The sequence below is a fragment of the Bradyrhizobium sp. S3.3.6 genome (assembly GCF_040546905.1).
GTDB classification, from domain to species: Bacteria; Pseudomonadota; Alphaproteobacteria; order Rhizobiales; family Xanthobacteraceae; genus Bradyrhizobium; species Bradyrhizobium cytisi.
In genome coordinates this window covers 49,451-72,894 of record NZ_JBEPOT010000008.1, presented here as the reverse complement: position 1 = coordinate 72,894, position 23,444 = coordinate 49,451, and the positions used below count along the sequence as shown (strand labels likewise).

The 23,444-nt window shown below is 64.0% G+C and carries 22 protein-coding genes; 17 read left to right on the top strand and 5 right to left on the bottom strand.

What is annotated here, in order from left to right; translation table 11 throughout:
- The first annotated feature begins 36 nt into the window (after nt 1–36).
- Nucleotides 37–1,377 (top strand): MFS transporter, encoded by a 1,341-nt coding sequence (locus tag ABID59_RS22895; RefSeq protein WP_354084867.1) that lies wholly within the window; start codon nt 37–39, stop codon nt 1,375–1,377.
- 56 nt (nt 1,378–1,433) lie between these two features.
- Here the strand turns inward: ABID59_RS22895 and ABID59_RS22890 are convergent, their stop codons facing one another.
- Together ABID59_RS22890 and ABID59_RS22885 are read right to left on the bottom strand one after the other, a co-directional pair.
- Nucleotides 1,434–1,787 (bottom strand): type II toxin-antitoxin system PemK/MazF family toxin, encoded by a 354-nt coding sequence (locus ABID59_RS22890; RefSeq protein WP_354084866.1) that lies wholly within the window; start codon nt 1,785–1,787, stop codon nt 1,434–1,436.
- Entirely contained in the window at nt 1,784–2,062 is a 279-nt protein-coding gene (locus ABID59_RS22885) for an antitoxin MazE family protein (RefSeq protein WP_354084865.1), read from the bottom strand. The genes ABID59_RS22890 and ABID59_RS22885 overlap by 4 nt, the downstream gene beginning before the upstream one ends.
- A gap of 115 nt (nt 2,063–2,177) precedes the next feature.
- Between ABID59_RS22885 and ABID59_RS22880 the strand changes: the two genes are divergently transcribed.
- The 9 genes from ABID59_RS22880 (at nt 2,178) to ABID59_RS22840 (ending at nt 14,705) form a co-directional block, all read left to right on the top strand.
- Complete coding sequence (locus tag ABID59_RS22880; protein WP_148755575.1) at nt 2,178–3,284, top strand: efflux RND transporter periplasmic adaptor subunit; 1,107 nt, start codon at nt 2,178–2,180, stop codon at nt 3,282–3,284.
- Nucleotides 3,285–3,462: 178 nt separating this feature from the next.
- Nucleotides 3,463–6,600, top strand: coding sequence for an efflux RND transporter permease subunit (locus ABID59_RS22875; protein ID WP_354084864.1), 3,138 nt, complete (start codon nt 3,463–3,465; stop codon nt 6,598–6,600).
- A gap of 33 nt (nt 6,601–6,633) precedes the next feature.
- The gene (locus tag ABID59_RS22870) at nt 6,634–7,233 is read left to right on the top strand and encodes a TetR/AcrR family transcriptional regulator (RefSeq protein ID WP_354084863.1); all 600 of its coding nucleotides are present in this window, start codon (nt 6,634–6,636) and stop codon (nt 7,231–7,233) included.
- Between the two features lie 176 nt (nt 7,234–7,409).
- Entirely contained in the window at nt 7,410–8,033 is a 624-nt protein-coding gene (locus ABID59_RS22865) for a flavin reductase family protein (RefSeq protein ID WP_354033758.1), read from the top strand.
- A 180-nt stretch (nt 8,034–8,213) separates the two neighbouring features.
- Nucleotides 8,214–10,481 (top strand): acyl-CoA dehydrogenase, encoded by a 2,268-nt coding sequence (locus tag ABID59_RS22860; protein WP_354084862.1) that lies wholly within the window; start codon nt 8,214–8,216, stop codon nt 10,479–10,481.
- Complete coding sequence (locus ABID59_RS22855) at nt 10,481–11,764, top strand: acetyl-CoA C-acetyltransferase (RefSeq protein WP_354084861.1); 1,284 nt, start codon at nt 10,481–10,483, stop codon at nt 11,762–11,764. The genes ABID59_RS22860 and ABID59_RS22855 overlap by 1 nt, the downstream gene beginning before the upstream one ends.
- A 2-nt stretch (nt 11,765–11,766) precedes the next feature.
- Nucleotides 11,767–13,863 (top strand): 3-hydroxyacyl-CoA dehydrogenase NAD-binding domain-containing protein, encoded by a 2,097-nt coding sequence (locus ABID59_RS22850; RefSeq protein WP_354084860.1) that lies wholly within the window; start codon nt 11,767–11,769, stop codon nt 13,861–13,863.
- Nucleotides 13,864–13,885: 22 nt separating this feature from the next.
- On the top strand, nt 13,886–14,296 hold the full coding sequence (locus ABID59_RS22845) for an acyl-CoA thioesterase (RefSeq protein WP_148755582.1): 411 nt from the start codon (nt 13,886–13,888) through the stop codon (nt 14,294–14,296).
- Nucleotides 14,297–14,513: 217 nt separating this feature from the next.
- A complete protein-coding gene (locus ABID59_RS22840) occupies nt 14,514–14,705 on the top strand; it encodes a hypothetical protein (RefSeq protein WP_148755583.1) in 192 nt (63 codons plus the stop codon).
- Nucleotides 14,706–14,822: 117 nt separating this feature from the next.
- On the opposite strand, the gene ABID59_RS22835 is transcribed toward ABID59_RS22840, so the two are convergent.
- Entirely contained in the window at nt 14,823–15,275 is a 453-nt protein-coding gene (locus ABID59_RS22835; protein WP_148755584.1) for a nuclear transport factor 2 family protein, read from the bottom strand.
- Nucleotides 15,276–15,429: 154 nt separating this feature from the next.
- Here ABID59_RS22835 and ABID59_RS22830 point away from each other — a divergent pair, with 154 nt between their 5' ends.
- Together ABID59_RS22830 and ABID59_RS22825 are read left to right on the top strand one after the other, a co-directional pair.
- Nucleotides 15,430–16,104, top strand: a complete 675-nt coding sequence (locus ABID59_RS22830) for an HAD family hydrolase (RefSeq protein ID WP_354084859.1) — start codon at nt 15,430–15,432, stop codon at nt 16,102–16,104.
- Between the two features lie 90 nt (nt 16,105–16,194).
- Nucleotides 16,195–17,043 carry a DeoR/GlpR family DNA-binding transcription regulator gene (locus ABID59_RS22825; protein WP_354084858.1) on the top strand — a complete coding sequence of 283 codons (849 nt, stop codon included), beginning with the start codon at nt 16,195–16,197 and terminating at the stop codon, nt 17,041–17,043.
- Nucleotides 17,044–17,047: 4 nt separating this feature from the next.
- Here ABID59_RS22825 and ABID59_RS22820 read toward each other — a convergent pair whose 3' ends face one another.
- Nucleotides 17,048–17,464 (bottom strand): type II toxin-antitoxin system VapC family toxin, encoded by a 417-nt coding sequence (locus ABID59_RS22820; protein WP_354084857.1) that lies wholly within the window; start codon nt 17,462–17,464, stop codon nt 17,048–17,050.
- Nucleotides 17,464–17,715 (bottom strand): type II toxin-antitoxin system Phd/YefM family antitoxin, encoded by a 252-nt coding sequence (locus ABID59_RS22815; RefSeq protein ID WP_354084856.1) that lies wholly within the window; start codon nt 17,713–17,715, stop codon nt 17,464–17,466. The genes ABID59_RS22820 and ABID59_RS22815 overlap by 1 nt, the downstream gene beginning before the upstream one ends.
- Before the next feature lie 301 nt (nt 17,716–18,016).
- Between ABID59_RS22815 and glpD the strand changes: the two genes are divergently transcribed.
- From glpD to ABID59_RS22790, 5 genes are read left to right on the top strand one after another with little or no spacing between them, the layout of a single operon-like run.
- The gene (gene glpD / locus ABID59_RS22810; RefSeq protein WP_354084855.1) at nt 18,017–19,558 is read left to right on the top strand and encodes a glycerol-3-phosphate dehydrogenase; all 1,542 of its coding nucleotides are present in this window, start codon (nt 18,017–18,019) and stop codon (nt 19,556–19,558) included.
- Complete coding sequence (locus tag ABID59_RS22805; RefSeq protein ID WP_354084854.1) at nt 19,555–20,631, top strand: ABC transporter ATP-binding protein; 1,077 nt, start codon at nt 19,555–19,557, stop codon at nt 20,629–20,631. Before glpD ends, ABID59_RS22805 begins: the two co-directional genes overlap by 4 nt.
- 12 nt (nt 20,632–20,643) lie before the next feature.
- Nucleotides 20,644–21,729: an ABC transporter ATP-binding protein gene (locus ABID59_RS22800; RefSeq protein ID WP_354084853.1), complete on the top strand. Its 1,086-nt coding sequence runs from the start codon at nt 20,644–20,646 to the stop codon at nt 21,727–21,729.
- Nucleotides 21,729–22,631 carry a carbohydrate ABC transporter permease gene (locus ABID59_RS22795; protein WP_354033742.1) on the top strand — a complete coding sequence of 301 codons (903 nt, stop codon included), beginning with the start codon at nt 21,729–21,731 and terminating at the stop codon, nt 22,629–22,631. The genes ABID59_RS22800 and ABID59_RS22795 overlap by 1 nt, the downstream gene beginning before the upstream one ends.
- On the top strand, nt 22,631–23,437 hold the full coding sequence (locus ABID59_RS22790; protein ID WP_212297498.1) for a carbohydrate ABC transporter permease: 807 nt from the start codon (nt 22,631–22,633) through the stop codon (nt 23,435–23,437). The genes ABID59_RS22795 and ABID59_RS22790 overlap by 1 nt, the downstream gene beginning before the upstream one ends.
- Nucleotides 23,438–23,444: the final 7 nt, after the last annotated feature.

The window sequence follows — 23,444 nt, the reverse complement described above, 5'->3', positions numbered from 1 at the left end:
TTTTAGCTCACAAAAGCAACAAATCGGGGGGAAGCCATGAGCCAGACCACAACCTATACCGGTTCCGCGGGGGCCGAGAATACAAACAAGTCGGACATCGAGACTTCGACCATCCGCGCCATCTCCTGGCGCCTGATCCCGTTCCTGGTTCTGGCCTATTTCTTCTCCTATCTCGACCGCGTCAATCTCGGCTTCGCCGCGCTGACCATGAACGCCGAGTTGAAGTTCACGCCGCTGATCTTCTCCTGGGGCGCCGGCATCTTCTTCATCGGCTATTTCATCTTCGAGGTGCCGAGCAATCTGGCGCTGGAGAAGTTCGGCGCCAGCCGCTGGATCGCCCGCATCATGGTGACGTGGGGCATCATCTCGGCGCTGATGGCGCTGGTGAACGGCGTGACCAGCTTCTACGCCCTGCGTTTCCTGCTCGGCGTTGCGGAAGCCGGCTTCTTCCCCGGCATCATCCTTTATCTCACCTACTGGTACCCGGCCGAATATCGCGGCCGCTTCCTCGCGGCCTTCGCGATCGCGGTGCCGGTCTCGACCGTGATCGGCGCGCCGATCTCGGGCCTGCTGCTCGGGCTCGACGGCGCGATGGGTCTGAAGGGCTGGCAGTGGCTGTTCATTCTCGAGGGCATACCCTCGGTGCTGCTCGGCATCGTCACTTGGTTCTATCTCACCGACAAGCCGGAGAAGGCGGACTGGCTCTCGGCCGAGCAGAAGGCCTGGCTCAAGACCAGACTCGATTCCGAGATCGCTGCCAAGCAGGCGGTGAAGCACCTATCGCTCGGTGAAGCGCTGTCGTCGCCGAAGGTGATCACGTTGAGCCTGGTCTATTTCGGCTTCGTCGGCGCGCTCTATGGCATGCAGTTCTGGCTGCCGCAGATCGTCAAGGCGTTCGGGCTGAGCAACGCCCAGACCGGCTTCGTCACCGCGATCCCCTATCTGTTCGGGACGGTCGCCATGATCCTGTGGGCACGGCATTCGGACGCCACGCGCGAACGCGTGATGCATGTCGGTGCGCCCATGATCCTGATCGCGGTCGCGCTCGCCATCTCCAGCTACATCTCCGATCCCACCATGACGATGGTGGCGCTGACCTTCGCCGCGATCGGCGTGTTCTGCGTCTTCGGCGTGTTCTGGACCTTGCCGACCTCGTGGCTGTCGGGCACCGCGGCCGCCGGCGCCATCGCGCTGATCAACTCGATCGGCAATCTCGCCGGCTTCGGCGGACCCTATCTGATCGGCTGGGTCAAGGAAGCCACCGGCCAGACCTCGACGGGTCTGCTGGTGCTCGCCGTGCTGCCTCTGCTCGCCGGCATTCTGGTGTTCATCGGCGGCCACGAAACCAAGCACGAGTTCGCCGAACAGGGACGGTAATTATCTCTCCGACCTAGCCAGCCCGGATTTCGCTGAAGCCAAATCCGGGCTACCGGCTAATCTGCGCCGGCGCCTTTCTGCGAACCGGCCAATCCGAGAAACACCAGCAGGGCGCGGCTGAGACGCAAAATGTCCTCGTCGTCGAGCCGTCCCACAAACTTTCCGATCTTGGACCTTGGCACGGTGGTGATTTTATCCACCATCAGGCGGGAGCGTACCCGTAGACCATTGCGTTCGGACTGGTCGACCGGCAGGCGAAATAGCGGCGCTTCAGTCTCGTTGGTCGTGAATGCACAGACCGTGACGGAGTTCGCGGTGTCGAAACCGTCATCCTGGACGATGACCACGGGACGCGGTTTTCCCGCATAGTCTTCGCCCCCAGCGAGTGTCCAGATCTCGCCCCGCTTCATTCGTCGTTCAAAATGGAGACGGAATCGATGAAAGCCTGATCGTCATATTCCTGAGCGCTCGATGAGACCGCCAGTGACTGGCGATGGGCTTCCGCCTTGAAGGACGCTGAACGCACATCCGGAACCCAGATCTGGATCGGACGGAGCCCCTGCGCGCGCAGCCGCTCTCGATGCTCGCGGACCTTCGCTCGCGATGACTTTGGCTTGGAAGAGGACGGCACGGGTTCCTCCATTCGGTTACATGTAACCATATCAGGATAAGGGAGTTCCGCCAACCCATGACTCCTTACCACCCCTTAACGATCACGCTTTTCTGATGACTGACGATTATTGACTTTTATCAGTGATTAGTCGACATTCCTCTCATTGCAGACGCAGGAGTGTCCTCCGATGTTCGTTCGGTCCGTTTTGTCCAGCTATTCCAGGCTCTTGGCAGGTGTGTCGCTGGCCCTGATGGCCGCTGCGCTGGCCGGGTGCAATGATACCGTGGCGCAAAAAGCCGAGCCGCCGCGGCCGGTCCTGGTCGCAACCGCCCATTATGATGCCGAGACCCCGGAGCGCAGCTTCGTCGGCACCGTCAGGCCCCGGATCGAGAGCGATCTGGGCTTCCGCGTCGCCGGTAAGGTCGCAAAACGCCTCGTCGAGGTCGGCCAGACGGTCGAAGTCGGCCAGCCGCTCGCCACCCTCGATGAGGTTGACCTGAAACTCCAGGCCGAGCAGGCCGTCGCCGAGCAGACCGCGGCCACCGGCGTGCTGGCGCAGGCTGCCGCGGCCGAGCAGCGCGCCAAGGATCTGAAAGCCAAGGGCTGGACCACGGACGCAGCGATGGATTCGAGCCGCGCCGCCGCCGACGAAGCCCGTGCGCGCCTCGACCGCGCCGTCCGCTCGGTCGAGCTGACCAAGAATTCCCTCTCCTACGCGACGCTCAACGCCGACGCCCGTGGCGTCGTCACCGCAACGCTGATCGAGCCGGGCCAGGTGGTTGCCGCAGGCCAGACCTCGATCCGTGTCGCCCGCTTTGCCGAAAAGGAAGCGGTCGTCGCGATCCCTGAGACGCTGGTCGGACGTGCCAAGTCGGGCGCCGCCAGCGTCACTCTTTGGTCGGAGCCGGACAAGAAGTACACGGCGAAGCTGCGCGAGATCGCGCCCACCGCGGATTCCGCGACGCGCACCTATCTTGCAAAGTTCTCGCTGCCCGAGGCCGACGACAAGGTTTCGCTCGGCATGACCGCGACGCTGACGCTGTCGGACGCTGCTACCGAGCGTGTCGCGCGGCTGCCGCTGTCGGCGCTGTTCAACGAAGGCGGCAAGCCGTCCTTCTTCGTCGTCGACGACAATGGCGCGGTCACGCTGAAGCCGGTGGCGGTGAAGTCCTACGATAGTAACGACGTCGTCATCACCAGCGGTGTCGACGAGGGCGCCAAGATCGTCACGCTCGGCGTGCAGAAGCTCGATCCCGGCCAGAAGGTGCGGGTCGTGTCGTCACTGTCGTTCTAGAGATTACGAGTTACGTCGTGTGAGGTGAGTTTCGGCCTGTGCCCCTACGCAAAGGCTGAAGCGGCGAAGCGATCCAGAACCTGCCCAGCCCCCTGGATTGCTTCGCTGCCTCGCGACGACGCCTTGAACAGAGTGGCTGTCGTTTTTGGCAATTGGATCGTTTTTTCCGGAGAGTGCGATGAAGCGCTTCAATCTTTCGGCCTGGGCCGTCAGCCATCCGACGCTGGTCCTGTTCTTGATGCTCGTGCTCGGCGTCGCTGGCTTCTTCTCCTATCAGAAGCTCGGCCGCGCTGAGGATCCGTTCTTCACCGTGAAGGTGGTCAACGTCTCCGTGATGTGGCCGGGCGCGACCGCGCAGGAGATGCAGGCCCAGGTCGCCGACCCCATCGAGAAGAAGATTCAGGAGCTGCCCTACTTCGAGAAGGTGCAGACCTATTCCAAACCCGGCTTCACCGCGCTTCAGGTAACCTTCCGCGACTCCACGCCGCCCAAGGACGTGCCGTATCTGTTCTATCTGCTGCGCAAGAAGCTGGTCGACGTGCAGGGCCAGTTGCCCGCAGGCATTCTGGGACCCGTCGTCAATGACGAGTTCTCTGACGTCGATTCCATCCTCTACATGATGACCGGCGACGGTGCCGATTACGCCCAGCTCAAGAAGGTCTCCGAAGGTTTTCGTCAGCGCCTGCTCAAGGTGCCCGGCGTGACCAAGGTCGACGTCTACGGCAATCAGGACGAGCGCATCTTCGTCGAATTCTCGCACGCCAAGCTCGCCACCCTCGGCATCACGCCGCAGGCGCTGTTCGATTCGCTCGCCAAGCAGAACAACGTGACGCCGGCCGGTACGGTCGAAACCTCGTCGCAGCGCGTGCCACTGCGCGTCACCGGTGCGCTTGACGGCGCCAAGGCGGTGGCCGAGACCCCGGTCGAGAGCGACGGCCGCGTGTTCCGCCTCGGCGACATCGCCACCGTCACCCACGGCTATGTCGATCCGCCGAGCTTCGTCGTCCGCCAGGAAGGCAAGCCCGCGATCGGTATCGGCGTCGTCACCGCCAAGGGCGCCAACATCCTCGATCTCGGCAAGGAGGTCGAGAAGGCGACCGCGGAATTCATGAAGGCCGTGCCGCAGGGCGTCGACGTCAAGCTCATCGCCGATCAGCCCAAGGTGGTCGAGCACGCCGTCAGCGAGTTCGTGCATTCCTTCATGGAAGCGCTGGTGATCGTGCTGTTCGTGTCGTTCCTCGCGCTCGGCTGGCGCACCGGCATCGTGGTCGCGCTCTCGGTGCCGCTGGTGCTCGGCATCGTCTTCATCGTCATGAACACGATGTCGCTCGACCTGCACCGTATTACGCTCGGTGCGCTGATCATCGCGCTCGGCCTGCTCGTCGACGACGCCATCATCGCGGTCGAGATGATGGTGGTGAAGATGGAGCAGGGCTGGGACCGCATGCGCGCAGCGTCCTTTGCCTGGGAATCAACTGCGTTTCCGATGCTCACGGGAACGCTGGTCACGGCCGCTGGCTTCCTCCCCATCGGCTTTGCCAATTCCGCGGTCGGCGAATATGCCGGCAGCATCTTCTGGATCGTGGCGATCGCGCTGGTCGCCTCCTGGTTCGTAGCCGTGATCTTCACGCCCTATATCGGCGTCATGCTGCTGCCCAACATCAAGGTGCATCACAATCACGATCCGCACGCGGTCTACGAGACCCGCATGTACCGCGGCCTGCGCGCGATCGTGCAATGGTGCGTCAATCACCGCATCACCGTCGTGGTCGCGACCGTCGGCGTGTTCGTCGCCTCGATCGTTGGATTCGGCCACGTCCAGCAGCAGTTCTTCCCGCTGTCGGAGCGGCCTGAGCTGTTCCTCCAGCTGCGCCTGCCCGAAGGCACCGCCTTCAACGTCACCGAGAAGGCCGTGAAGAAGGCCGAGACGCTGCTCAAGGACGACAAGGATATCGAGACCTATACGTCCTATGTTGGCCAGGGTTCGCCGCGCTTCTGGCTCGGCCTCAATCCGCAACTGCCGAACGAGGCCTTTGCCGAGATCGTCATCGTCGCCAAGGGCGTCGAGGCGCGCGAGCGCGTCAAGGCCAAGATCGAGGGTGCTGTCGCCGACGGCACGCTGACGGAGGCCCGCGTGCGCGTCGACCGTTTCAATTTCGGTCCGCCGGTCGGCTTCCCCGTGCAGTTCCGCGTGATCGGCCCCGACGCCAACAAGGTGCGCGAGATCGCCTACCAGGTCCGCGACGTCATGCGGGAGAACAAGAACGTCAAGGACGTCCAGCTCGACTGGAACGAGCAGTCGCCCTACCTCAAGCTCGTCGTCGATCAGGATCGCGCTCGCGCCATGGGTCTGACCCCGCAGGACGTCTCGCAAGCGCTGTCCATGCTGATCTCCGGCGCGCAGGTGACGACCGTGCGCGACGGCATCGAGAAGGTCGGCGTGGTTGCGCGAGCGATCCCGTCCGAGCGTCTCGATCTCGGCGGCGTCGGCGATCTCACCATCACCTCGCGCAATGGCGTCGCCGTACCGCTGCAGCAGATTGCCAAGATCGAATATGCCCACGAGGAGCCGATCCTGTGGCGGCGCAACCGCGACATGGCGATCACCGTGCGCTCCGACGTCGTCGACGGCGTGCAGGCGCCCGACGTCACCGGCCAGATCGCGCCGAAGCTGCAAGCCATCAAGGACCAGCTCGAGCCGGCCTACCGGATCGAGCCGGGCGGGGCGTTCGAGGAGTCCGCCAAGGGCAATGCCTCGATCTTCATCCTCTTCCCGCTGATGGTCATGGTGATGCTGACGCTGTTGATGATCCAGCTGCAGAGCTTCTCGCGCCTGATCCTGGTGTTTTTGACCGCACCGCTCGGCATCGTCGGCGCCTCGTTGGGGCTCAACGTCGCCAACGCGCCGTTCGGCTTCGTGGCGCTGCTCGGCCTGATCGCGCTCGCCGGCATGATCATGCGCAACGCGGTCATCCTGGTGGACCAGATCGAGACCGACGTTTCTCATGGCTTGACTCGCCGAGAGGCGATCGTGGAGGCGACCGTCCGCCGCGCCCGTCCAGTGGTGCTGACGGCGCTCGCCGCCATCCTCGCCATGATCCCGCTGTCGCGCTCGGCATTCTGGGGCCCGATGGCGATCACGATCATGGGCGGCCTGTTCGTCGCGACCTTCCTGACGCTGCTGTATCTGCCGGGCCTCTATGCCCTGTGGTTCAGAAAGAGCCTGGACGAGGCCGGCACCCCCGAGCAGCCTGCCGCGCCGCAGCATGGGAGCGATGACCAGGAAGCAATTCCGCTTGCTGAAGCGGCTGAATAAATGAGAAGACTACCGACAGACGAGTCCTGACAGATGACACTGGTTGCGGAACATATCGAGGGCGACACCCGGGATCGTATTCTCGAGGTGGCTGAGCGGCTGTTCCGCGTGATCGGCTACCAGAAGACCACGGTCGGGGACATCGCCAAAGAGCTCCGGATGAGCCCCGCCAACGTCTATCGCTTCTTCGAATCGAAGAAGGCGATCCACCAGGCGGTGGCGCGGAGCTTGATGGGTGAGGTCGAGCTGGAGGCGCAGCGGATCGTGGCGAGGCCCGGTCCGGTGCTCGAGCGCTTCCGCGAGCTGCTCACCACCATCAACCGCATGAACACCGAGCGCTATGTCGGCGACTCCAAGCTGCATGAGATGGTCGAGATCGCGATGCAGGAGGACTGGGACGTCTGCGTCACCCATATGGAGTGCATTGCCGGCTTCATCGGTCAGATGATCGCCCAGGGCGCCGCCACCGGTGAGTTCGAGGCGCCGGACCTGCAGCTGGCGTCGCTCTGCGCCTGCACCGCCATGATGCGCTTCTTCCACCCCCAGATGATCGCCCAGTGCGCCACCAAGCCTGGCCCGAGCATCGACCAGATGATCGATTTCGTCATCGCGGGTCTGTCGCCGCGCCACTGACAGGGCGCTGGAATTCCTCCTATAAGTGGATCTGCCGCCCCCGCGAGACGATGGCGGGCAAGGACGGATCAACAATCTCCGTCATTGCGAGCGCAGCGAAGCAATCCAGTCTGCGTCCTGCGGAGGGATTCTGGATTGCTTCGCTGCGCTCGCAATGACGATCAGGGGAAGCCAGCGTGACCGACAAAGACCTGTACTTCTACGAGCCCGCCAAGGGCCACGGCCTCAAGCACGATCCCTTCAACGCCATCATCGCGCCGCGGCCGATCGGCTGGATCTCCTCGCGCGACGGCAAGGGCCACGTCAATCTGGCGCCCTACAGCTTCTTCAACGCCTTCTGCTACGTGCCGCCGATCATCGGCTTCTCCTCCACCAACTGGAAGGACTCGGTCGAGAACATCCAGCAGACCGGCGAATTCGTCTGGAATCTCGCTACGATGGATCTCGCCAAGCACATGAACGCGACCGCCGCGCATGTTGCGCCCGAGGTCGACGAGTTCGAGATCGCAGGCCTCACCGCCGTGCCGGGCAAGCTCGTCAACGTGCCGCGCGTGGCTGAGAGCCCCGTCGCTTTCGAGTGCAAGGTGTCTGACGTCGTCCGCCTCAAGGGCGCCGACGGCAGGGAGGCCGACGCCTGGCTGACGCTGGGCGAGGTCGTCGCCGTCCATATCGACAAGGCCATGATCAAGGACGGCGTCTACCAGACCGCCGCCGCCCGCCCGATCGTGCGCGCCGGTCGCCGCGGCGATTACTTCGAGATCAAGCCGGAAAACATGTTCGAGATGGTCCGGCCGGACTGATCCAGGCTACTGCTCGTCCCACCTATTCCGTCCCCGGAACCGCCCCCACGCCCCTGCCGTTATGGTCCGGGTGGCCGCCCGGCCGCGTCAATTCGCTTCTTTTTGGGCGCGAAGTGTTCACTTCCGCCGGCCACTTTCCGCTAAAATGCCCTGTAACCGCGCCGTTGCATGAGGTCCGCCATGAACTTCCGCCGCGACACCCTGACAAAACCGATCTTCTCCTGGGCGCGCGGCGTGCTGCCGGCGATGTCCGATACCGAGCGCGAGGCGCTGGAGGCCGGTGACGTCTGGTGGGACGCCGATCTCTTCACCGGCAATCCCGACTGGTCGAAGCTGCTGAGGATTCCGCAGGCAACGCTGACGGACGAGGAGCGGGCTTTCCTCAACGGTCCCGTCGACGAGCTCTGCGCCATGCTCGACGAGTGGAAGATTTTTTGGGAATGGCGTGACCTGCCGCAGGAGGCGTGGGCCTTCATCAAGCGCGAGAAATTCTTCGGCATGATCATCCCGAAGGAATTTGGCGGCCTCGGCTTCTCGCCCTATGCCCATTCGGAAGTGGTGCGGAAAATCTCGACCCGCTCGATCGCCGCCGCCGTCACGGTGATGGTGCCGAACTCGCTCGGCCCCGGCGAGCTCCTGATGCGCTTCGGCACAAGGGAGCAGCAGGAGCGCTGGCTGCCGCGCCTCGCGGATGGTCGCGACATTCCCTGCTTTGGCCTCACCAGTCCGGAGGCCGGCTCCGATGCCGCCTCGATGGTCGACACCGGCATCATCTGCAAGGGCTTCTTCGAGGGGCAGGAGGTCTTGGGCCTGAAGCTCAACTGGCACAAGCGCTACATCACGCTTGGTCCCGTCGCGACGCTGCTGGGTCTCGCCTTCAAGGCCTACGATCCCGATCATCTCGTCGGCGATCAGGAAGAGCTCGGTATCAGCGTGGCACTGATCCCGACCAATCTGCCCGGCGTCGAGATCGGCCACCGCCATCTGCCGTCGATGCAGGTGTTCCAGAATGGCCCGAACCGGGGCCGCGATGTCTTCATCCCGCTCGACTATGTCATCGGCGGTGAGGCACGGCTCGGGCACGGCTGGAAAATGCTGATGACCGCGCTCGCCGCCGGTCGCGGCATTTCGCTGCCGTCGCTCTCAGCGGCCGGCGCCGCCTACGCGGCGCGCACCACCGGCGCCTACGCCCGCATCCGCGAGCAATTCGGTATCTCCATCTCAAAATTCGAAGGCGTCGAGGAGCCGCTTGCGCGTATCGTCGCCACCGCTTATCAGCTCGACGCGGCGCGGCGAATGACCTGCGCTGCGCTCAACGCCGGCGTGCATCCCGCCGTGATCTCCGGCATCATGAAGCTGCACGCGACCGAGCGGATGCGCGTTGCGGTCGACGACGCCATGGACATCCACGGCGGCAAGGCCGTGATCGACGGTCCGCAGAACTATCTCGGCAATCTCCACCGCGCCGTGCCGGTCGGCATCACGGTCGAGGGCGCCAACATCCTCACCCGCAATCTCATCGTGTTCGGGCAGGGTGCGATCCGCGCCCATCCCTATCTGCTCGACGAGATGAATGCGCTCGCCGATACCGATCGCGAGCGCGGTCTCGCCGCGTTCGACAAGGCGTTCTGGAAGCATGTCGGCCACAGCTTCCGGACGCTGTTCCGCGCCTTCGGTCGAAGCTGGACCTTTGGCGCCTTTGCGCTTGCGCCTGATGCAGGCGACGCCACGCCGTTCTATCGCCAGCTATCGCGCTACTCCGCGGCGTTCGCGCTCTGCGCCGACATGGCGCTGCTGACGCTCGGCGGTGCGCTGAAGCGCAAGGAGATGCTGTCGGCGCGATTCGGCGACATCCTCTCCGAACTGTACCTGCTCTCTGCCGCGCTAAAGCGCTGGCAGGACGAGGGCCGGCAGAAGGAAGACTTTGCCGCGCTGGAATGGTGCATGACGACCGGATTCCGGACGATCGAGAACCGGCTCGCCGAAATCCTCGCCAACCTGCCGAACCGCTTCGTCGCAGTGATTCTCAAGCTCGTGGTCCAGCCCTTCGGTGCCCGCGTGCTCGGCCCGTCCGACCGCGTCGTGCACCAATGCGCAAGCCTCGTGCTGGAGCCCACGGCCGCGCGCGAGCGCCTCACGCCGGATCTCGCCCATGTCGACGACGACAGCGGCTTCGCCCGGCTGGAGCGCGCATTCAAGCTGGTCACGAGCACCGACGCCATCGCCAAGCGCATGCGCGCTGCGCGTATCCGCGACGCCAAGGACGCCGTCGCCAAGGGCGTGATCACGCAGGCCGAAGGCGAGCAGGTCGCGGCCGCTCATGAAGCCGTCACAAAAGTCATCGAGGTCGACGATTTTGCGCCGGAGGCGCTGTCGCCGATTTACAAAAAAACCGGCGGCGTGCATCAGTTCTTCCAGGAACTCGGTGAACAGAGGGCGGCGAGCTGATGGCACGACCGGTATTCATCGTCGACGGCAGCAGGACGCCGTTTTTAAAGGCGCGCTCGGGGCCCGGCCCGTTCACGCCGGTCGATCTTGCCGTGCAATGCGGCCGGCCGCTGCTGGCGCGCCAGCCGTTCTCGCCCACGACTTTCGACCAGGTCATCCTCGGCTGCGTCAACGTGATCGCGGACGAGATGAACCCGGCTCGTGTCGCAGCACTTCGGCTCGGCATGGGTGAGGACATGGTCGCCTTCACCATGCAGATCAATTGCGGCTCCGGCATGCAGTCGATCGACACCGCCTACCGCTACATCCGCGAGGGCCACGCCGACATGATTTTGGCGGGCGGCACCGAGGCGCTGAGCCACGCGCCGCTGGTCTGGCCGAACTCCGGCGTGCGATGGTTTGCCGGTCTTGCCACGGCGAAAGGCATTGCCGCGAAGGCCGCCGCTGCCTTCAAGCTGCGTCCGCGCTATCTCAAGCCGATCATCGGCCTCGAGCGTGGGCTGACCGATCCCATCACCGAATTGAACATGGGCCAGACCGCCGAGGTCGTCGGCCATCTCTTCGGCATCACCCGCGCACAGTCGGATGCCTATGCGGCCGAGAGCCATCGACGCCTTGCACACGCGCAGGCCGAGGGCTTTCTGAAGGGCGAGGTCGAGACCGCCTTCTCCCGCGACGGAAAATTCTTCGACCATGATGACGGCGTGCGTCCGGACTCGACAGCCGAGACGCTGGCAAAACTCAGGCCGGTGTTCGAACGTCCCTGGGGCCAGGTCACCGCGGGCAATTCCTCGCAGATCACCGATGGCGCCTCGTGGGTGATCCTCGCCTCCGACGCGGCCGTCGCAAAGCACGGACTGAGGCCGAAGGCTGCGATCGTCGATAGCAACTGGGCCGCGCTCGATCCGAGCATCATGGGGCTCGGCCCCGTGATGTCGGCGACGCCGCTGCTCCAGCGCAACAACCTCACAATCCAGGACGTCGAGACCTGGGAATTGAACGAGGCCTTCGCAACGCAGGTGCTCGGCTGTCTCGCCGCCTGGAACGACGACAAATTCTGCCGCGAGATTTTGGGCCTCGACGGTGCCGCCGGCGAGATCGACCGTGAGAAGCTCAACGTCGATGGCGGCGCGATCTCGCTCGGCCATCCCGTCGGCACCTCCGGCAACCGCATCGTGCTGCACCTCGTCAACGCCATGAAGCGGCTGGGAACGCGACGCGGGATTGCCGCCGAATGCATCGGCGGCGGGCTCGGCGGTGCAATGCTGATCGAGGCGGTATGACCATGGATTCGAAAATCATGACCGCACTCGGCGACCGCGTGCTCTCGCTCGGGCCTCAGCCCGCGGCTGATAGTCCGTACAAGAGCTTCAAGCTGACGCGCGACGCCGACGGCGTTGCCTGGCTGCTGCTCGATCGTGCTGATGCCAGCGCCAACACGCTGTCCGCCGAGGTGATGGAAGAGCTCGACGCCGTGCTCGCCGCGATCGAGACCGAACGTCCCGCCGGTCTCGTGATCCGCTCGGCAAAACCGTCGGGCTTCATCGCGGGCGCCGACGTCAACGAATTCCGTGGCGCCAGCGATTCCGCGATGGTCGAGACCCGCATCCACGCCGCGCATGCGGTGGTCGATCATCTGGAGGCGCTGAAGCTGCCGACGGTCGCGGTGATCCACGGCTTCTGCCTCGGCGGCGGGCTCGAGGTCGCGCTGGCCTGCCAGTCGCGCATCGCCATCGACGGCGCGCGCTTCGGCTTCCCGGAGGTGATGCTGGGCCTGCATCCCGGCCTCGGCGGCACCGCGCGCTTCACCGCTCTGGTCAATCCGACCCAGTCGATGGCGCTGATGCTGACCGGCCGCACCATCGATGCGAGCCGCGCCAAAGTGCTCGGTCTCGTCGACACCGTGACGCAGGAGCGCCATGTCCATAACGCGGTGAAGGACGCGCTGTTTGGCCGGCTGAAGAAGGCGCGTCCGAACCTCCTTGCGCGGGCTGCCAATTTCGGACCGGCGCGTGGGCTGCTGGCAAAGCGTATGCGTCGCGAGGCGGCGAAGGCCGCGCCCCGCGAGCATTATCCGGCGCCCTATGCGCTGATCGATCTCTGGGAGACCCATGGCGGCAGCAAGTCCGCGATGCTGAGGGCGGAGCAGGCCTCGTTCGCCAAGCTGATGGTGACGCCGACCGCGCAGAATTTGATACGCGTGTTCTTCCTGCGCGAGCAGATGAAGAAGGCGGCGGGCAGCGGCAACACGGTCAAGCACGTCCATGTCATCGGCGCCGGCGCCATGGGCGGCGATATCGCGGCCTGGTGCGCGGGGCAGGGGCTTCGCGTCTCGCTCGCCGACATGAAGGCTGAGCCGATCGCAGGTGCGGTCAAGCGCGCTGCCGAGCTCTACGGCAAGATCATCCGCAAGCCGACCGAGGTCCGCGACGCGCTCGATCGCCTGATCCCGGACATGGACGGCGAGGGCGTCCGCAATGCGGACCTCGTCATCGAGGCGGTGCCGGAAAAGCTCGAGCTCAAGCAGAAGGTCTATGCCGGCCTCGAGCCGAAGATGAAGCCGGGCGCGATTCTCGCCACCAACACCTCGAGCATTCCGCTTCAGGATCTGCGCACCACGTTGTCGCGGCCGGAGCGACTCGTCGGCCTGCACTTCTTCAATCCGGTGTCGCGGCTGCAGCTCGTCGAGGTCGTCAGCCATGACGGCAACGACGCGGAAGTCCTCAAAGAAGCGCTCGCCTTCGTCGGCGCGATTGACCGGCTGCCGCTGTCGGTGAAGAGTTCGCCGGGCTTCCTCGTCAACCGCGCGCTGACGCCCTACATGCTGGAAGCGATGGTGATGCTGGACGAGAAGATCGACCAGCGCCTGATCGATGCTGCCGCGGAACAGTTCGGCATGCCGATGGGGCCGATCGAGCTGGCCGACCAGGTTGGCCTCGACATCTGTCTCGACGTCGGCGACATGCTGCGCACCAGGTTCGGCGACCTGCTGCCGCCGACGCCGGCCTGGCTGCGCGAGAAGGTTGCTAAGGGCGAGCTCGGCCGCAAGACCGGCAAGGGGTTTTATACTTGGAAGGACGGCAAGGCGGAGAAGACGCCATTGCCCGAGACCGGTCCGCGCGTCACCGACCAGATGATCGACCGCCTGGTGCTACCGATGTCCAACGTCTGCGTCGCGTGCCTGCGCGAAGGCATAGTCGACGATCCCGATGCGGTCGACGGCGCCATGATCTTCGGCACCGGTTACGCGCCGTTCCGCGGCGGGCCGCTGAACTATGCGCGTGCACGCGGCGTGGAGAATGTCGTATCCACCATGCGCGCGTTGGCCGAACGATTCGGCGAACGCTTCGCGCCCGACCCGGGCTGGGACAATTTCAAGTGAGCAGATGTCACGCGAGAGAAGCATGAGCGAACAGGGGACTACCGAGCCGAGCGGCGATCTCTGCATCCGCACGCTGGCGATGCCCGCCGACACCAATGCCAATGGTGACATCTTCGGGGGCTGGCTGCTCAGCCAGATGGACGTCGGCGGCGGCGTGTTTGCCTCGAAGGCCGCCAAGTCGCGTACCGTCACGGTCGCGATCGACGCGATGAATTTTCGCAAGGCGGTCTATGTCGGCGATCTCGTCTCGGTCTACGCCAATCTCGTGCGTGTCGGTCGCACCTCGCTCACCGTCCATCTCGAAGCCTGGGCGCTGCGGCGGCGCGAGTTGCAGCCGATCCTCGTGACCGATGGCAATTTCACCTACGTCTCGATCGACGATAACGGCCATCCGCAAGCGATTCAGTGGGATGATCCGCCGATCGCGACGTAATTTCGCGCGGCGCCTTGTCCCATCTCACGAAACAGCACCGTGAAACGCGGCGCTGGTGAGTGAGCATGCCGCGGCATTGCCAACAACCAGTCATAAAACGGATGAGGTTCCGGCGTACTCAAAAGCGCGTCGATTCGGGGTGGAAACGGCCGATTTGCCCTTGGGAACCTTTGGGCAAAAGCGTCGTTATTTGCCCGCACTGAGGAATCTACGGGCCATGCCGGACAGCTACATCATCGAAGTTAACTCTCAGACCGCGGGCATCGTCGTCCGCGGCGACGGAGGTTATTGTTTCTTCGCCTCGTCTCACCCGTTCAATCGCCTCGAAGGCCAGATATTCCGTAATGCGCGCGAAGCCGAACGCGCCGCGCGCAAGCTGGTTAGCGGCGATGTGGAGGAGGCGGCGTAACCTCTGTCATTCCGGGTCGCGCAAAGCGCGAGCCTGGAATCCATTTCGGCTGAGAATACGTCGCTCGATGGATTCCGGGCCCGCGCCCTTCGGCGCATCCCGGAATGACACTGTCCATCACAACTTCGTCGCTGCGCGCGACAAGAGTTTCCACTCGTCGCCCTGCTTTTGCCAGTTCATCAGGATGTGAAGGTTGGTCGGCACTTTTTTCCCATCGGCCGCCATCTCCTGTTCCGCGACCCAGTGGAAGCGCACGATCGCGGCCGGGCCGACGACCTTGATGGTCGGGTCCTGATAGGCGATCGAGAGAAACTTCGATTTGCCGTCGGTGGCATTGGTGATGAAGGTCGCCTTGTCCTCGACCTTGCCGCTGGAATGGCTGTAGCTGAGATCGTCCCAGCACAGTGCGCCGAGCGCCTTCGGGTCGGCCGCGATCTGGGCGAGGCGGAAGGCCTCGACCTGCTTCGCCACGGCTTCTTCGTCCGCCGAAGCAGCGAGCGCCGGTGTCGAGAGCGCAAGCGCGGAGACGGCGAGAGTCGAGAGAGCCAGATCGCGTCGGTTGATCGTCATCGTTTCCTCCTTTTTGATCTTGCATGGAGTGTTGCAGCCGCGCGCGGCTTTGTCGAGTGGCGCGTGGTCGTCATGCTCATGCGTCATTGCGCGCGAGAGGCTCTATTGATACGTCTTCGGCATTGATGCGTGTCGCATTCGGGAAGGTACGGACATGATCGAGATTCTCGGCAGGGCATTGCTGTTCGACATCGACGGCACGCTTGCCAACACCGACCCGCTGCACCTGAAGGCGTTCAATCAGGTGCTCGGTCCTCACGGTCATGTTTTCGACCACGCGCGCTTCTCCAGGGAGCTGCAGGGCTTCGCCAACGTGTCGATCGGGGAGCGTTTTCTGCCCGATGAAACGTTGGAGCGGCGCGCAGCGATCCTCGGTGAAAAGGAAGAAGTGTTCCGCACGCTGGTCGCGGGGCAGATCGAGCCGTTGCCGGGCCTGACGGCGCTGCTCGACCGCGCGGATGCCGCCGGCATTCCCATGGTTGCCGTCACCAACGCGCCGCGCCTCAACGCCGAGCTGCTGTTGTCCGGCCTTGGCATTACGCAGCGCTTCAAGGCGCTCGTGATCGGCGACGAGCTGCCGCACGGCAAGCCGCATCCGCTGCCCTATCAGGAGGGGCTGCGTTTCGTCGGCGCCAGCGCGGCTGCCTCGATCGCCTTCGAGGATTCCCGCTCCGGCGTGCAGTCGGCGGCCGCCGCCGGCATTCCCACCATCGGCATCCGGACCAGCCTCAGCGACGCTGACCTTGTCGGCGCAGGCGCGGTTGCCTCCGCGAGCGCCTTCGACGATCCCGAGTTGCTCGTGCGGCTCGCAGCTGCGATGGCGTGGTGAGGGCTTCATCCATTAACCGTGATCGGCGCGCGCATTGACCGCGCGCGCGAACCGCCGCACCATGCATCGTTCTGATTTGAGGCCATTGCCGTGACCGGATTGACCCATCGCCAAGCCGAAATCCTCAACATCGCCCGCGCCTCCGGCCGCGTCATGGTCGACGAGCTGGCGCGCCGGTTCGAAGTCTCGGCGCAAACCATCCGCAAGGACCTCAACGATCTCTGCGAGCGCCGTTCGCTGACCCGTGTCCATGGCGGCGCGATCATCGCCTCGGGCGTCGAAAATCTCGCTTACGAGGCGCGCCGCTTCGTTGCCGCCGACGAGAAGAAGGCGATCGGCGCGGCCGCCGCCTCGCTGATCCCGAACGGCTGCTCGCTCTTCATCAACATCGGCACCACCACGGAGGAGGTCGCGAGCGCGCTGACCTCGCATGAGGATCTCCTCGTCATCACCAACAACCTCAATGTCGCCATGCTGCTCTACCGCCATCCCCGCATCGAGGTGGTGGTGGCCGGCGGCACGGTGCGGCGCGCAGACGGCGCCGTGGTCGGCTCGACCGCAACGCAGCTGATCGGCCAGTTCAAGGTCGATTACGCCATCATCGGTGCGTCCGCGATTGACGAGGAAGGCGCGCTGCTCGACTTCGACTATCGCGAGGTGCAGGTGGCGCAAGCCATCATCGCCAATGCCCGCAGCGTCATGCTGGTGGCTGATTCCACAAAACTTCGCCGCAGTGCGCCGGTCCGCATCGCCCATATCAGCCAGATCCAGACCTTCGTCACCGATCAGGAACTGCCCGAGCGCCTCTCCACCATCTGCCACGGCAAGGGCATCGAGGTGGTGGCGGCGATGCCGAAGGCGGCGGGCGATATCGATGAGGCTCAGGCCGAAACGCAGGAGGCGGCGCCGGAAGCAGCACCTGTGGTGCGGCTGCGATAGCGCCTCAGGCGTTGCTCCACGGGTTAAACAGCGCCACGCCCGTGGGTTCGAAATCCCCCACATTGCGTGTGACGACTGTCAACCCGTGAACAAGCGCGGTTGCTGCAATGAGAGCGTCTCGTTCAGCCCGCGGATCGGGAACGTGAAGTTGCGCACAGCGCAGCGCCACGGCCGTATCGACGGCCAGGATTCGCCCCTCAAAGCGAACCAGCACTTGATCGTCGATCCACGAGCGCAGGACACCACCTTGCGTAGCGTCTTTGCGCTCGATCAGACGCGCGCCGAGTTCGATCTCGAGAATCGAGATGACAGACATGAAGAAATTTGCCGCAGGGACCGCATTGGCCCAGGCGACGACATTGCGATCGGCTTTATCCGTTCGCCTGAGTTCGGAAATGACATTGGTGTCCAGCAGAAACATTAGTCGAGATCGGCGGGCTTGAAGACCCCGTCGAACATGCGAGGCGGATCGAAATCAAAGTCCGCGTTCGCTTGTGCCAGCGCCTCGGCGAGGCTCATGTGTCCGCCGCTCAGACGCAAATAATCTTCGATCGTCAGCAGCACATGGGCTGGGCGGCCGCGATCCGTAATAAAGACCGGTCCTTGCGAGGCAGCCTTTTTGGCACCGCTGGTGTCCTGATTGAATTCTCGGCTGGTGAGGGTGGTCACCATCGTTAGCGCTCCTGATTGCGCGGTGCCATACGTGTGCCGAAGTATATGTAGCTATGTTGCTACATTCAAGATCGCCTTCGCCCTTATTGGCTCCGGAACGTCCACATGACGTCCAATCGCGCCGATTGCCTTTGAATCCGTCCGTCCGCCTGCCCATTTCTACGCCATTCTGGCGGTCAAAAAGTTCCACTTTCGCTTCCTTCCGCCCCTCTTTCGTCTTGCTTTCGTTTTTCGGTGTGATCTAATCAAAAACGAAAGTAACCACTCGACGGAACGAGTGAGTCGCCGGGGGAAGCGTCTGTTGGAGCGTATTTTCGACCTCGCCATCATTGGAGGCGGTGTTAACGGTTGCGGCATCGCGCGCGATGCCGTGGGCCGCGGAAACACTGTTTTCCTGTGCGAAATGAACGATCTGGCGAGCGGGACATCGTCCTGGTCGACCAAGCTGGTGCATGGCGGCCTGCGCTATCTCGAATATTACGAGTTCCGGCTGGTCCGCGAAGCGCTGATCGAGCGCGAAATTCTCTGGGGCATCGCGCCCCACATCATCCGTCCCCTGCGTTTCGTCTTGCCGCATCACGCGGGCCTGCGACCGGCCTGGCTGCTGCGCCTTGGCCTGTTCCTTTACGATCACATCGGCGGTCGTCATTTGCTGCCGGCGACCCGCTCGGTCGATCTCGGGCGTGACGAGGTCGGCCGCCCGCTGATCCCGAATCGCTACAGTCGCGCGTTCGAATATTCCGACTGCTTCGTCGATGACGCCCGCCTCGTCGTGCTCAACGCGCGCGACGCCGCCGACAAGGGTGCAGAGATTCGCACCCGCACCCGTGCGACGGATATCAAGCAGTCCGACGGCGTCTGGACCGTCGGTATGATCGACACGCTGACCGGCGCGCGCTCGCAGGTCCAGGCTCGCGCGCTGGTCAATGCCGGCGGCCCCTGGGTCGAGGACGTGCTCGGCCGCGGCGCCGGCGTCAATGCGAAAGCAAAGGTGCGCCTGGTGCAGGGTTCGCACATCGTGGTCAAGAAGCTCTACGACCACGACCGCGCCTACATGTTCCAGAACGCCGACGGCCGCATCATCTTCGTCATCCCCTATCAGGACGATTTTACGCTGATCGGCACCACCGACCGCGACTATGACGGCGATCCCTCCAAGGTGAAGGCCACCGCGGAAGAGATCCAATATCTCTGCGCTGCTGCCAGCGAATATCTCGCCAAGCCGGTGACATCAGAGGATGTGGTCTGGACCTATTCCGGCGTGCGGCCGCTTTATGACGACGGCGCCAGCGAGGCCAAGGCTGCGACCCGCGATTACGTGTTCGAGCTCGACACGCCCGGCGGTTCGCCGCTGCTGTCGATCTACGGCGGCAAGATCACGACCTATCGCCGCCTCGCCGAAGAGGCGCTGGAACGGCTCGCGCCCTATCTTCGCAGTGCGAAAGCGCGCGAGGGCTGGACCGGCAAATGGCCGCTGCCGGGCGGCGACATGGATGTGTCGGCCGTCGAGGGCCTGATCGGCGAGCTCCAGCGCGGCTATCCCTTCCTAAGCCATGAGCATGCGCGACGTCTCGCGCGCGCCTATGGCACCCGCGCCATCAAATTGCTCGGCGACGCCAAATCGGTCGCCGATCTCGGCCAGGCCTTTGGCGCGACTCTGACCGAACGTGAGGTTCGCTACCTGATGACCAACGAATGGGCGGTGACCGCCGAGGATATCGTCTGGCGCCGCTCCAAGCTTGGTCTGCGGCTATCTGCCGACGAAATTGCCGCCCTGGACGACTGGATCAGGACCCAAATTGTGTCGCAAAGTCCCCTGCTGGAAGCAGGAGGACGCTCATGAGCGTGACACTCGATCACGTGACCCGGACCGTTGACGGTATCGAGCACATCCGCGACGTCTCGCTGACGCTGGAGAGCGGCACGCTCAACGTGCTGCTCGGGCCGACGCTGTCGGGCAAGACCTCGATCATGCGGCTGCTCGCCGGCCTCGACAAGCCGACCACGGGCAAATTGCTGGTCAACGGCCAGGACGTCACTGGCGTCGACGTGCGCCAGCGTTCCGTCGCGATGGTCTATCAGCAGTTCATCAATTACCCCTCGCTCACGGTCTACGAGAACATCGCGTCGCCCTTGCGCGTGCAGGGCAAGCCGCGTGAGGAGATCGAGGCGCGCGTGGCGGAAGCCGCCCGGCTGCTCCGGCTCGAGCCGTTCCTGAAGCGAACGCCGCTCCAGCTCTCCGGCGGCCAGCAGCAGCGCACCGCGATGGCGCGCGCGCTGGTGAAGGGCGCCGATCTTGTGCTGCTCGACGAGCCGCTCGCCAATCTCGACTACAAGCTGCGCGAGGAGCTGCGCACCGAGCTGCCGCGCATCTTCGAGGCCTCCGGCGCGATCTTCGTCTATGCCACCACCGAACCGACCGAGGCCTTGCTGCTCGGCGGCAACACGGTCTGCATGTGGCAGGGCCGGGCGCTCCAGATCGGCGAAACGCCCGGCGTCTACCGCCGTCCACAGACGCTACGCGTCGCGCAGGTGTTCTCCGATCCGCCGCTCAATCTCGTTGGCATCGAGAAGAAGAACGGTTCCGTACAATATGCGGGAGGCATCGCCGCGCCGGCGTCTGGTCTTTATTCCTCGCTCGCCGACGGTGCCTATCGCGTCGGCTTTCGCGCGCATCAGCTTGCGCTCGCCAACGGCCAGGCCGACCGCCATGCCTTCCATGCCACGGTAACGGTGACCGAGATCACTGGTTCGGAGAGTTTTGTGCATTTGACCCGCGGCGGATCGAACTGGGTTGCGGTGCTGCACGGCGTGCACGAATTCGAGCCCGGCCAGACCATCGATGCCGTGCTCGATCCCAATGATGTCTTCGTGTTCGACGCGGCCGACCGTCTGGTCGCCGCGCCGAGCTCATGAGGGAGGTGCGCCATGGCTCGCATTGATCTCGTCGATCTCGCTCATTCCTACGGCGGCAACGATGCGCCGCAGGAAAGCTTTGCGCTGAAGCCGGTGACCATGACCTGGCGGCAGGGCGGCGCTTATGCGCTGCTCGGCCCGTCCGGCTGCGGCAAGACCACGCTGCTCAACGTCATCTCCGGCATCATCACGCCGTCGCGGGGGGAAATCCTGTTTGACGGCCAGGACATGACACCGCTGTCAACCCAGAAGCGCAACATCGCCCAGGTGTTCCAGTTTCCGGTGATCTACGACACCATGACGGTGGGGCAGAACCTGGCGTTTCCGCTGAAGAACCGTGGCGTGCCGAAGGCCGAGATCGACAAGCGCGTTGCCGAGATCGGCCGCCTGCTCGACCTCGAGCCCTATCTGAACCGCAAGGCGACCCGGCTCACCGCTGACGCAAAGCAGAAGATTTCGCTTGGCCGCGGTCTCGTCCGCTCCGACGTCGCCGCCGTTCTGTTCGACGAGCCGCTGACGGTGATCGATCCCGAGCTGAAATGGCAGCTCCGCTCCAAGCTGAAGGCGCTGCATCGCGAGCTCGACCTCACGATGATTTACGTCACCCACGATCAGACCGAGGCGCTCACCTTCGCCGACACCGTCGTCGTCATGCATGACGGCCGCGTGGTGCAGAGCGGCACGCCGGCCGAGCTGTTCGACAAGCCGGCTCACACCTTCGTCGGCTATTTCATCGGCTCACCCGGCATGAATATCCTGCCGGCCGAGGTGAAGGGACGCGAGGCGCGGATCGACGGCCACGTCATCGCGCTCAAACGCGCTTACGACAATCTGCCGGCAAACGCCAAGATCGAGATCGGTGTGCGTCCGGAATTCGTCGAGGTCGTCGCGCCAACACCCGGCCTGCTCACCGCGAAGATCGAGCGCATCGACGATCTCGGCCGCATCCGCTTTGCGCGCGCGCATCTCGGCGACGCAAAGCTCGCCGCGCGGGCGCCTGCGGGTTTCACCAGTTCGGACGGCACGGCCGGGCTGAAATTCGATCCGGCGCACATCCACGTCTATGCCGACAGCCTTCTGGTGGAAGGAGCCGCCTGATGGACAAGACCATCAACCAAAAAGCCTGGTTCCTGGTGCTGCCGGTGTTCCTGGTCGTCGCCTTCTCGGCGGTGCTGCCGTTGATGACGGTGGTGAACTATTCGATGCAGGACACCTTCGGCAACAACCAGTTCTTCTGGAACGGCGTCGGCTGGTTCAAGGAATTGCTCGATCCCTCGACCGATCTCGGCGGCCGCTTCCTCGCGTCGCTCGGTCGCAATCTGTTCTTCTCGCTGGTCATCCTCGCCATCGAGGTTCCGCTCGGCATCGTCGTCGCGCTGTCGATGCCGCGCCAGGGCTGGACGGTGGCGGCCTGTCTCGTCACCCTCGCGCTGCCGTTGCTGATTCCGTGGAACGTGGTCGGCACGATCTGGCAGATCTTTGGCCGGCCTGACATCGGCCTGCTCGGCTATGTCCTTAACCACATAGGCCTCGACTATAATTACGTCTCAAATGACATCGACGCCTGGGTCACCGTCATCGTCATGGACGTCTGGCATTGGACCAGCCTCGTTGCGCTCTTGTGCTATGCCGGCCTGAAGTCGATCCCCGAGGCCTATTACCAGGCCGCCCAGATCGACGGCGCCTCGCGCTGGGCCGTGTTCAAGGCGATCCAGTTGCCGAAGATGAACCGCGTGCTGCTGATCGCCGTGCTGCTGCGCTTCATGGACAGCTTCATGATCTACACCGAGCCGTTCGTCGTCACCGGCGGCGGCCCCGGCAACTCGACCACCTTCGTCTCGATCGAGCTCGTCAAGATCGCGCTCGGCCAGTTCGACCTCGGCAAGGCGGCTGCGCTCTCGCTTGTGTACAATCTGATCATCCTGATCGTCTGCTGGATCTTCTACACCGTCATGACCAATGCCGGCAGCGAACGGAAACCCCAGAAAGGAGCGGCGTGATGCACTCGATTCCCGGCCGCCGCCTCATCATGGGGCTGTTCCTGATCTTCCTGCTGTTGCCGATCTACTGGCTCGTCAACATGAGCTTCAAGACCAACGCCGAGATCGTCTCGACGATGACCTTGTGGCCGCACGCGCCGACGCTGCAGCACTACAAGCGCATCTTCACCGACGAGAGCTGGTATTCCGGCTATATCAATTCGCTGGAATACGTCATCCTCAACACCATCATCTCGATCTCGGTGGCGTTGCCGGCGGCCTACGCGTTCTCGCGCTACCGCTTCCTCGGCGACAAGCATCTGTTCTTCTGGCTGCTGTCGAACCGCATGGCGCCGGCGGCGGTCTATGCGCTGCCGTTCTTCAACCTCTATTCGGCGATTGGCCTGTTCGATACGCCATGGGCGGTTGCGCTGGCGCACTGTATCTTCAACGTGCCGTTGGCGGTGTGGATTCTCGAAGGCTTCGTCTCCGGCGTGCCGCGCGAGATCGACGAGACCGCCTTCCTCGACGGCTATTCCTTCCCGCGCTTCTTCGTCCGAATCCTGGTTCCGCTGATCGCGAGCGGCATCGGCGTCGCCGCCTTCTTCTGCTTCATGTTCTCATGGGTCGAGCTGCTGCTGGCGCGGACACTGACCTCGGTGCAGACCAAGCCGATCGCGGCAATCATGACGCGCACGGTGTCGGCCGCCGGCATGGATTGGGGCCTGCTGGCGGCGGCCGGTGTGCTCACCATCATTCCGGGCGCGCTGGTGATCTGGTTCGTCCGCAACTATATCGCGCGCGGTTTTGCGCTTGGCCGGGTCTGAGGAGGCT

Excerpts from the sequence above, each read along its gene's own strand:
- ABID59_RS22895 (WP_354084867.1), top strand. The coding sequence starts at position 37 with ATGAGCCAGACCACAACCTATACCGGTTCCGCGGGGGCCGAGAATACA.
- ABID59_RS22850 (WP_354084860.1), top strand. The coding sequence starts at position 11,767 with ATGGATTCGAAAATCATGACCGCACTCGGCGACCGCGTGCTCTCGCTC.
- ABID59_RS22890 (WP_354084866.1), bottom strand. The coding sequence starts at position 1,787 with ATGAAGCGGGGCGAGATCTGGACACTCGCTGGGGGCGAAGACTATGCG.
- ABID59_RS22830 (WP_354084859.1), top strand. The coding sequence starts at position 15,430 with ATGATCGAGATTCTCGGCAGGGCATTGCTGTTCGACATCGACGGCACG.
- ABID59_RS22880 (WP_148755575.1), top strand. The coding sequence starts at position 2,178 with ATGTTCGTTCGGTCCGTTTTGTCCAGCTATTCCAGGCTCTTGGCAGGT.
- ABID59_RS22855 (WP_354084861.1), top strand. The coding sequence starts at position 10,481 with ATGGCACGACCGGTATTCATCGTCGACGGCAGCAGGACGCCGTTTTTA.
- ABID59_RS22870 (WP_354084863.1), top strand. The coding sequence starts at position 6,634 with ATGACACTGGTTGCGGAACATATCGAGGGCGACACCCGGGATCGTATT.
- ABID59_RS22815 (WP_354084856.1), bottom strand. The coding sequence starts at position 17,715 with ATGGTGACCACCCTCACCAGCCGAGAATTCAATCAGGACACCAGCGGT.
- ABID59_RS22790 (WP_212297498.1), top strand. The coding sequence starts at position 22,631 with ATGCACTCGATTCCCGGCCGCCGCCTCATCATGGGGCTGTTCCTGATC.
- ABID59_RS22875 (WP_354084864.1), top strand. The coding sequence starts at position 3,463 with ATGAAGCGCTTCAATCTTTCGGCCTGGGCCGTCAGCCATCCGACGCTG.
- ABID59_RS22795 (WP_354033742.1), top strand. The coding sequence starts at position 21,729 with ATGGACAAGACCATCAACCAAAAAGCCTGGTTCCTGGTGCTGCCGGTG.
- ABID59_RS22820 (WP_354084857.1), bottom strand. The coding sequence starts at position 17,464 with ATGTTTCTGCTGGACACCAATGTCATTTCCGAACTCAGGCGAACGGAT.
- ABID59_RS22800 (WP_354084853.1), top strand. The coding sequence starts at position 20,644 with ATGGCTCGCATTGATCTCGTCGATCTCGCTCATTCCTACGGCGGCAAC.
- ABID59_RS22845 (WP_148755582.1), top strand. The coding sequence starts at position 13,886 with ATGAGCGAACAGGGGACTACCGAGCCGAGCGGCGATCTCTGCATCCGC.
- ABID59_RS22835 (WP_148755584.1), bottom strand. The coding sequence starts at position 15,275 with ATGACGATCAACCGACGCGATCTGGCTCTCTCGACTCTCGCCGTCTCC.
- ABID59_RS22840 (WP_148755583.1), top strand. The coding sequence starts at position 14,514 with ATGCCGGACAGCTACATCATCGAAGTTAACTCTCAGACCGCGGGCATC.
- ABID59_RS22860 (WP_354084862.1), top strand. The coding sequence starts at position 8,214 with ATGAACTTCCGCCGCGACACCCTGACAAAACCGATCTTCTCCTGGGCG.
- ABID59_RS22805 (WP_354084854.1), top strand. The coding sequence starts at position 19,555 with ATGAGCGTGACACTCGATCACGTGACCCGGACCGTTGACGGTATCGAG.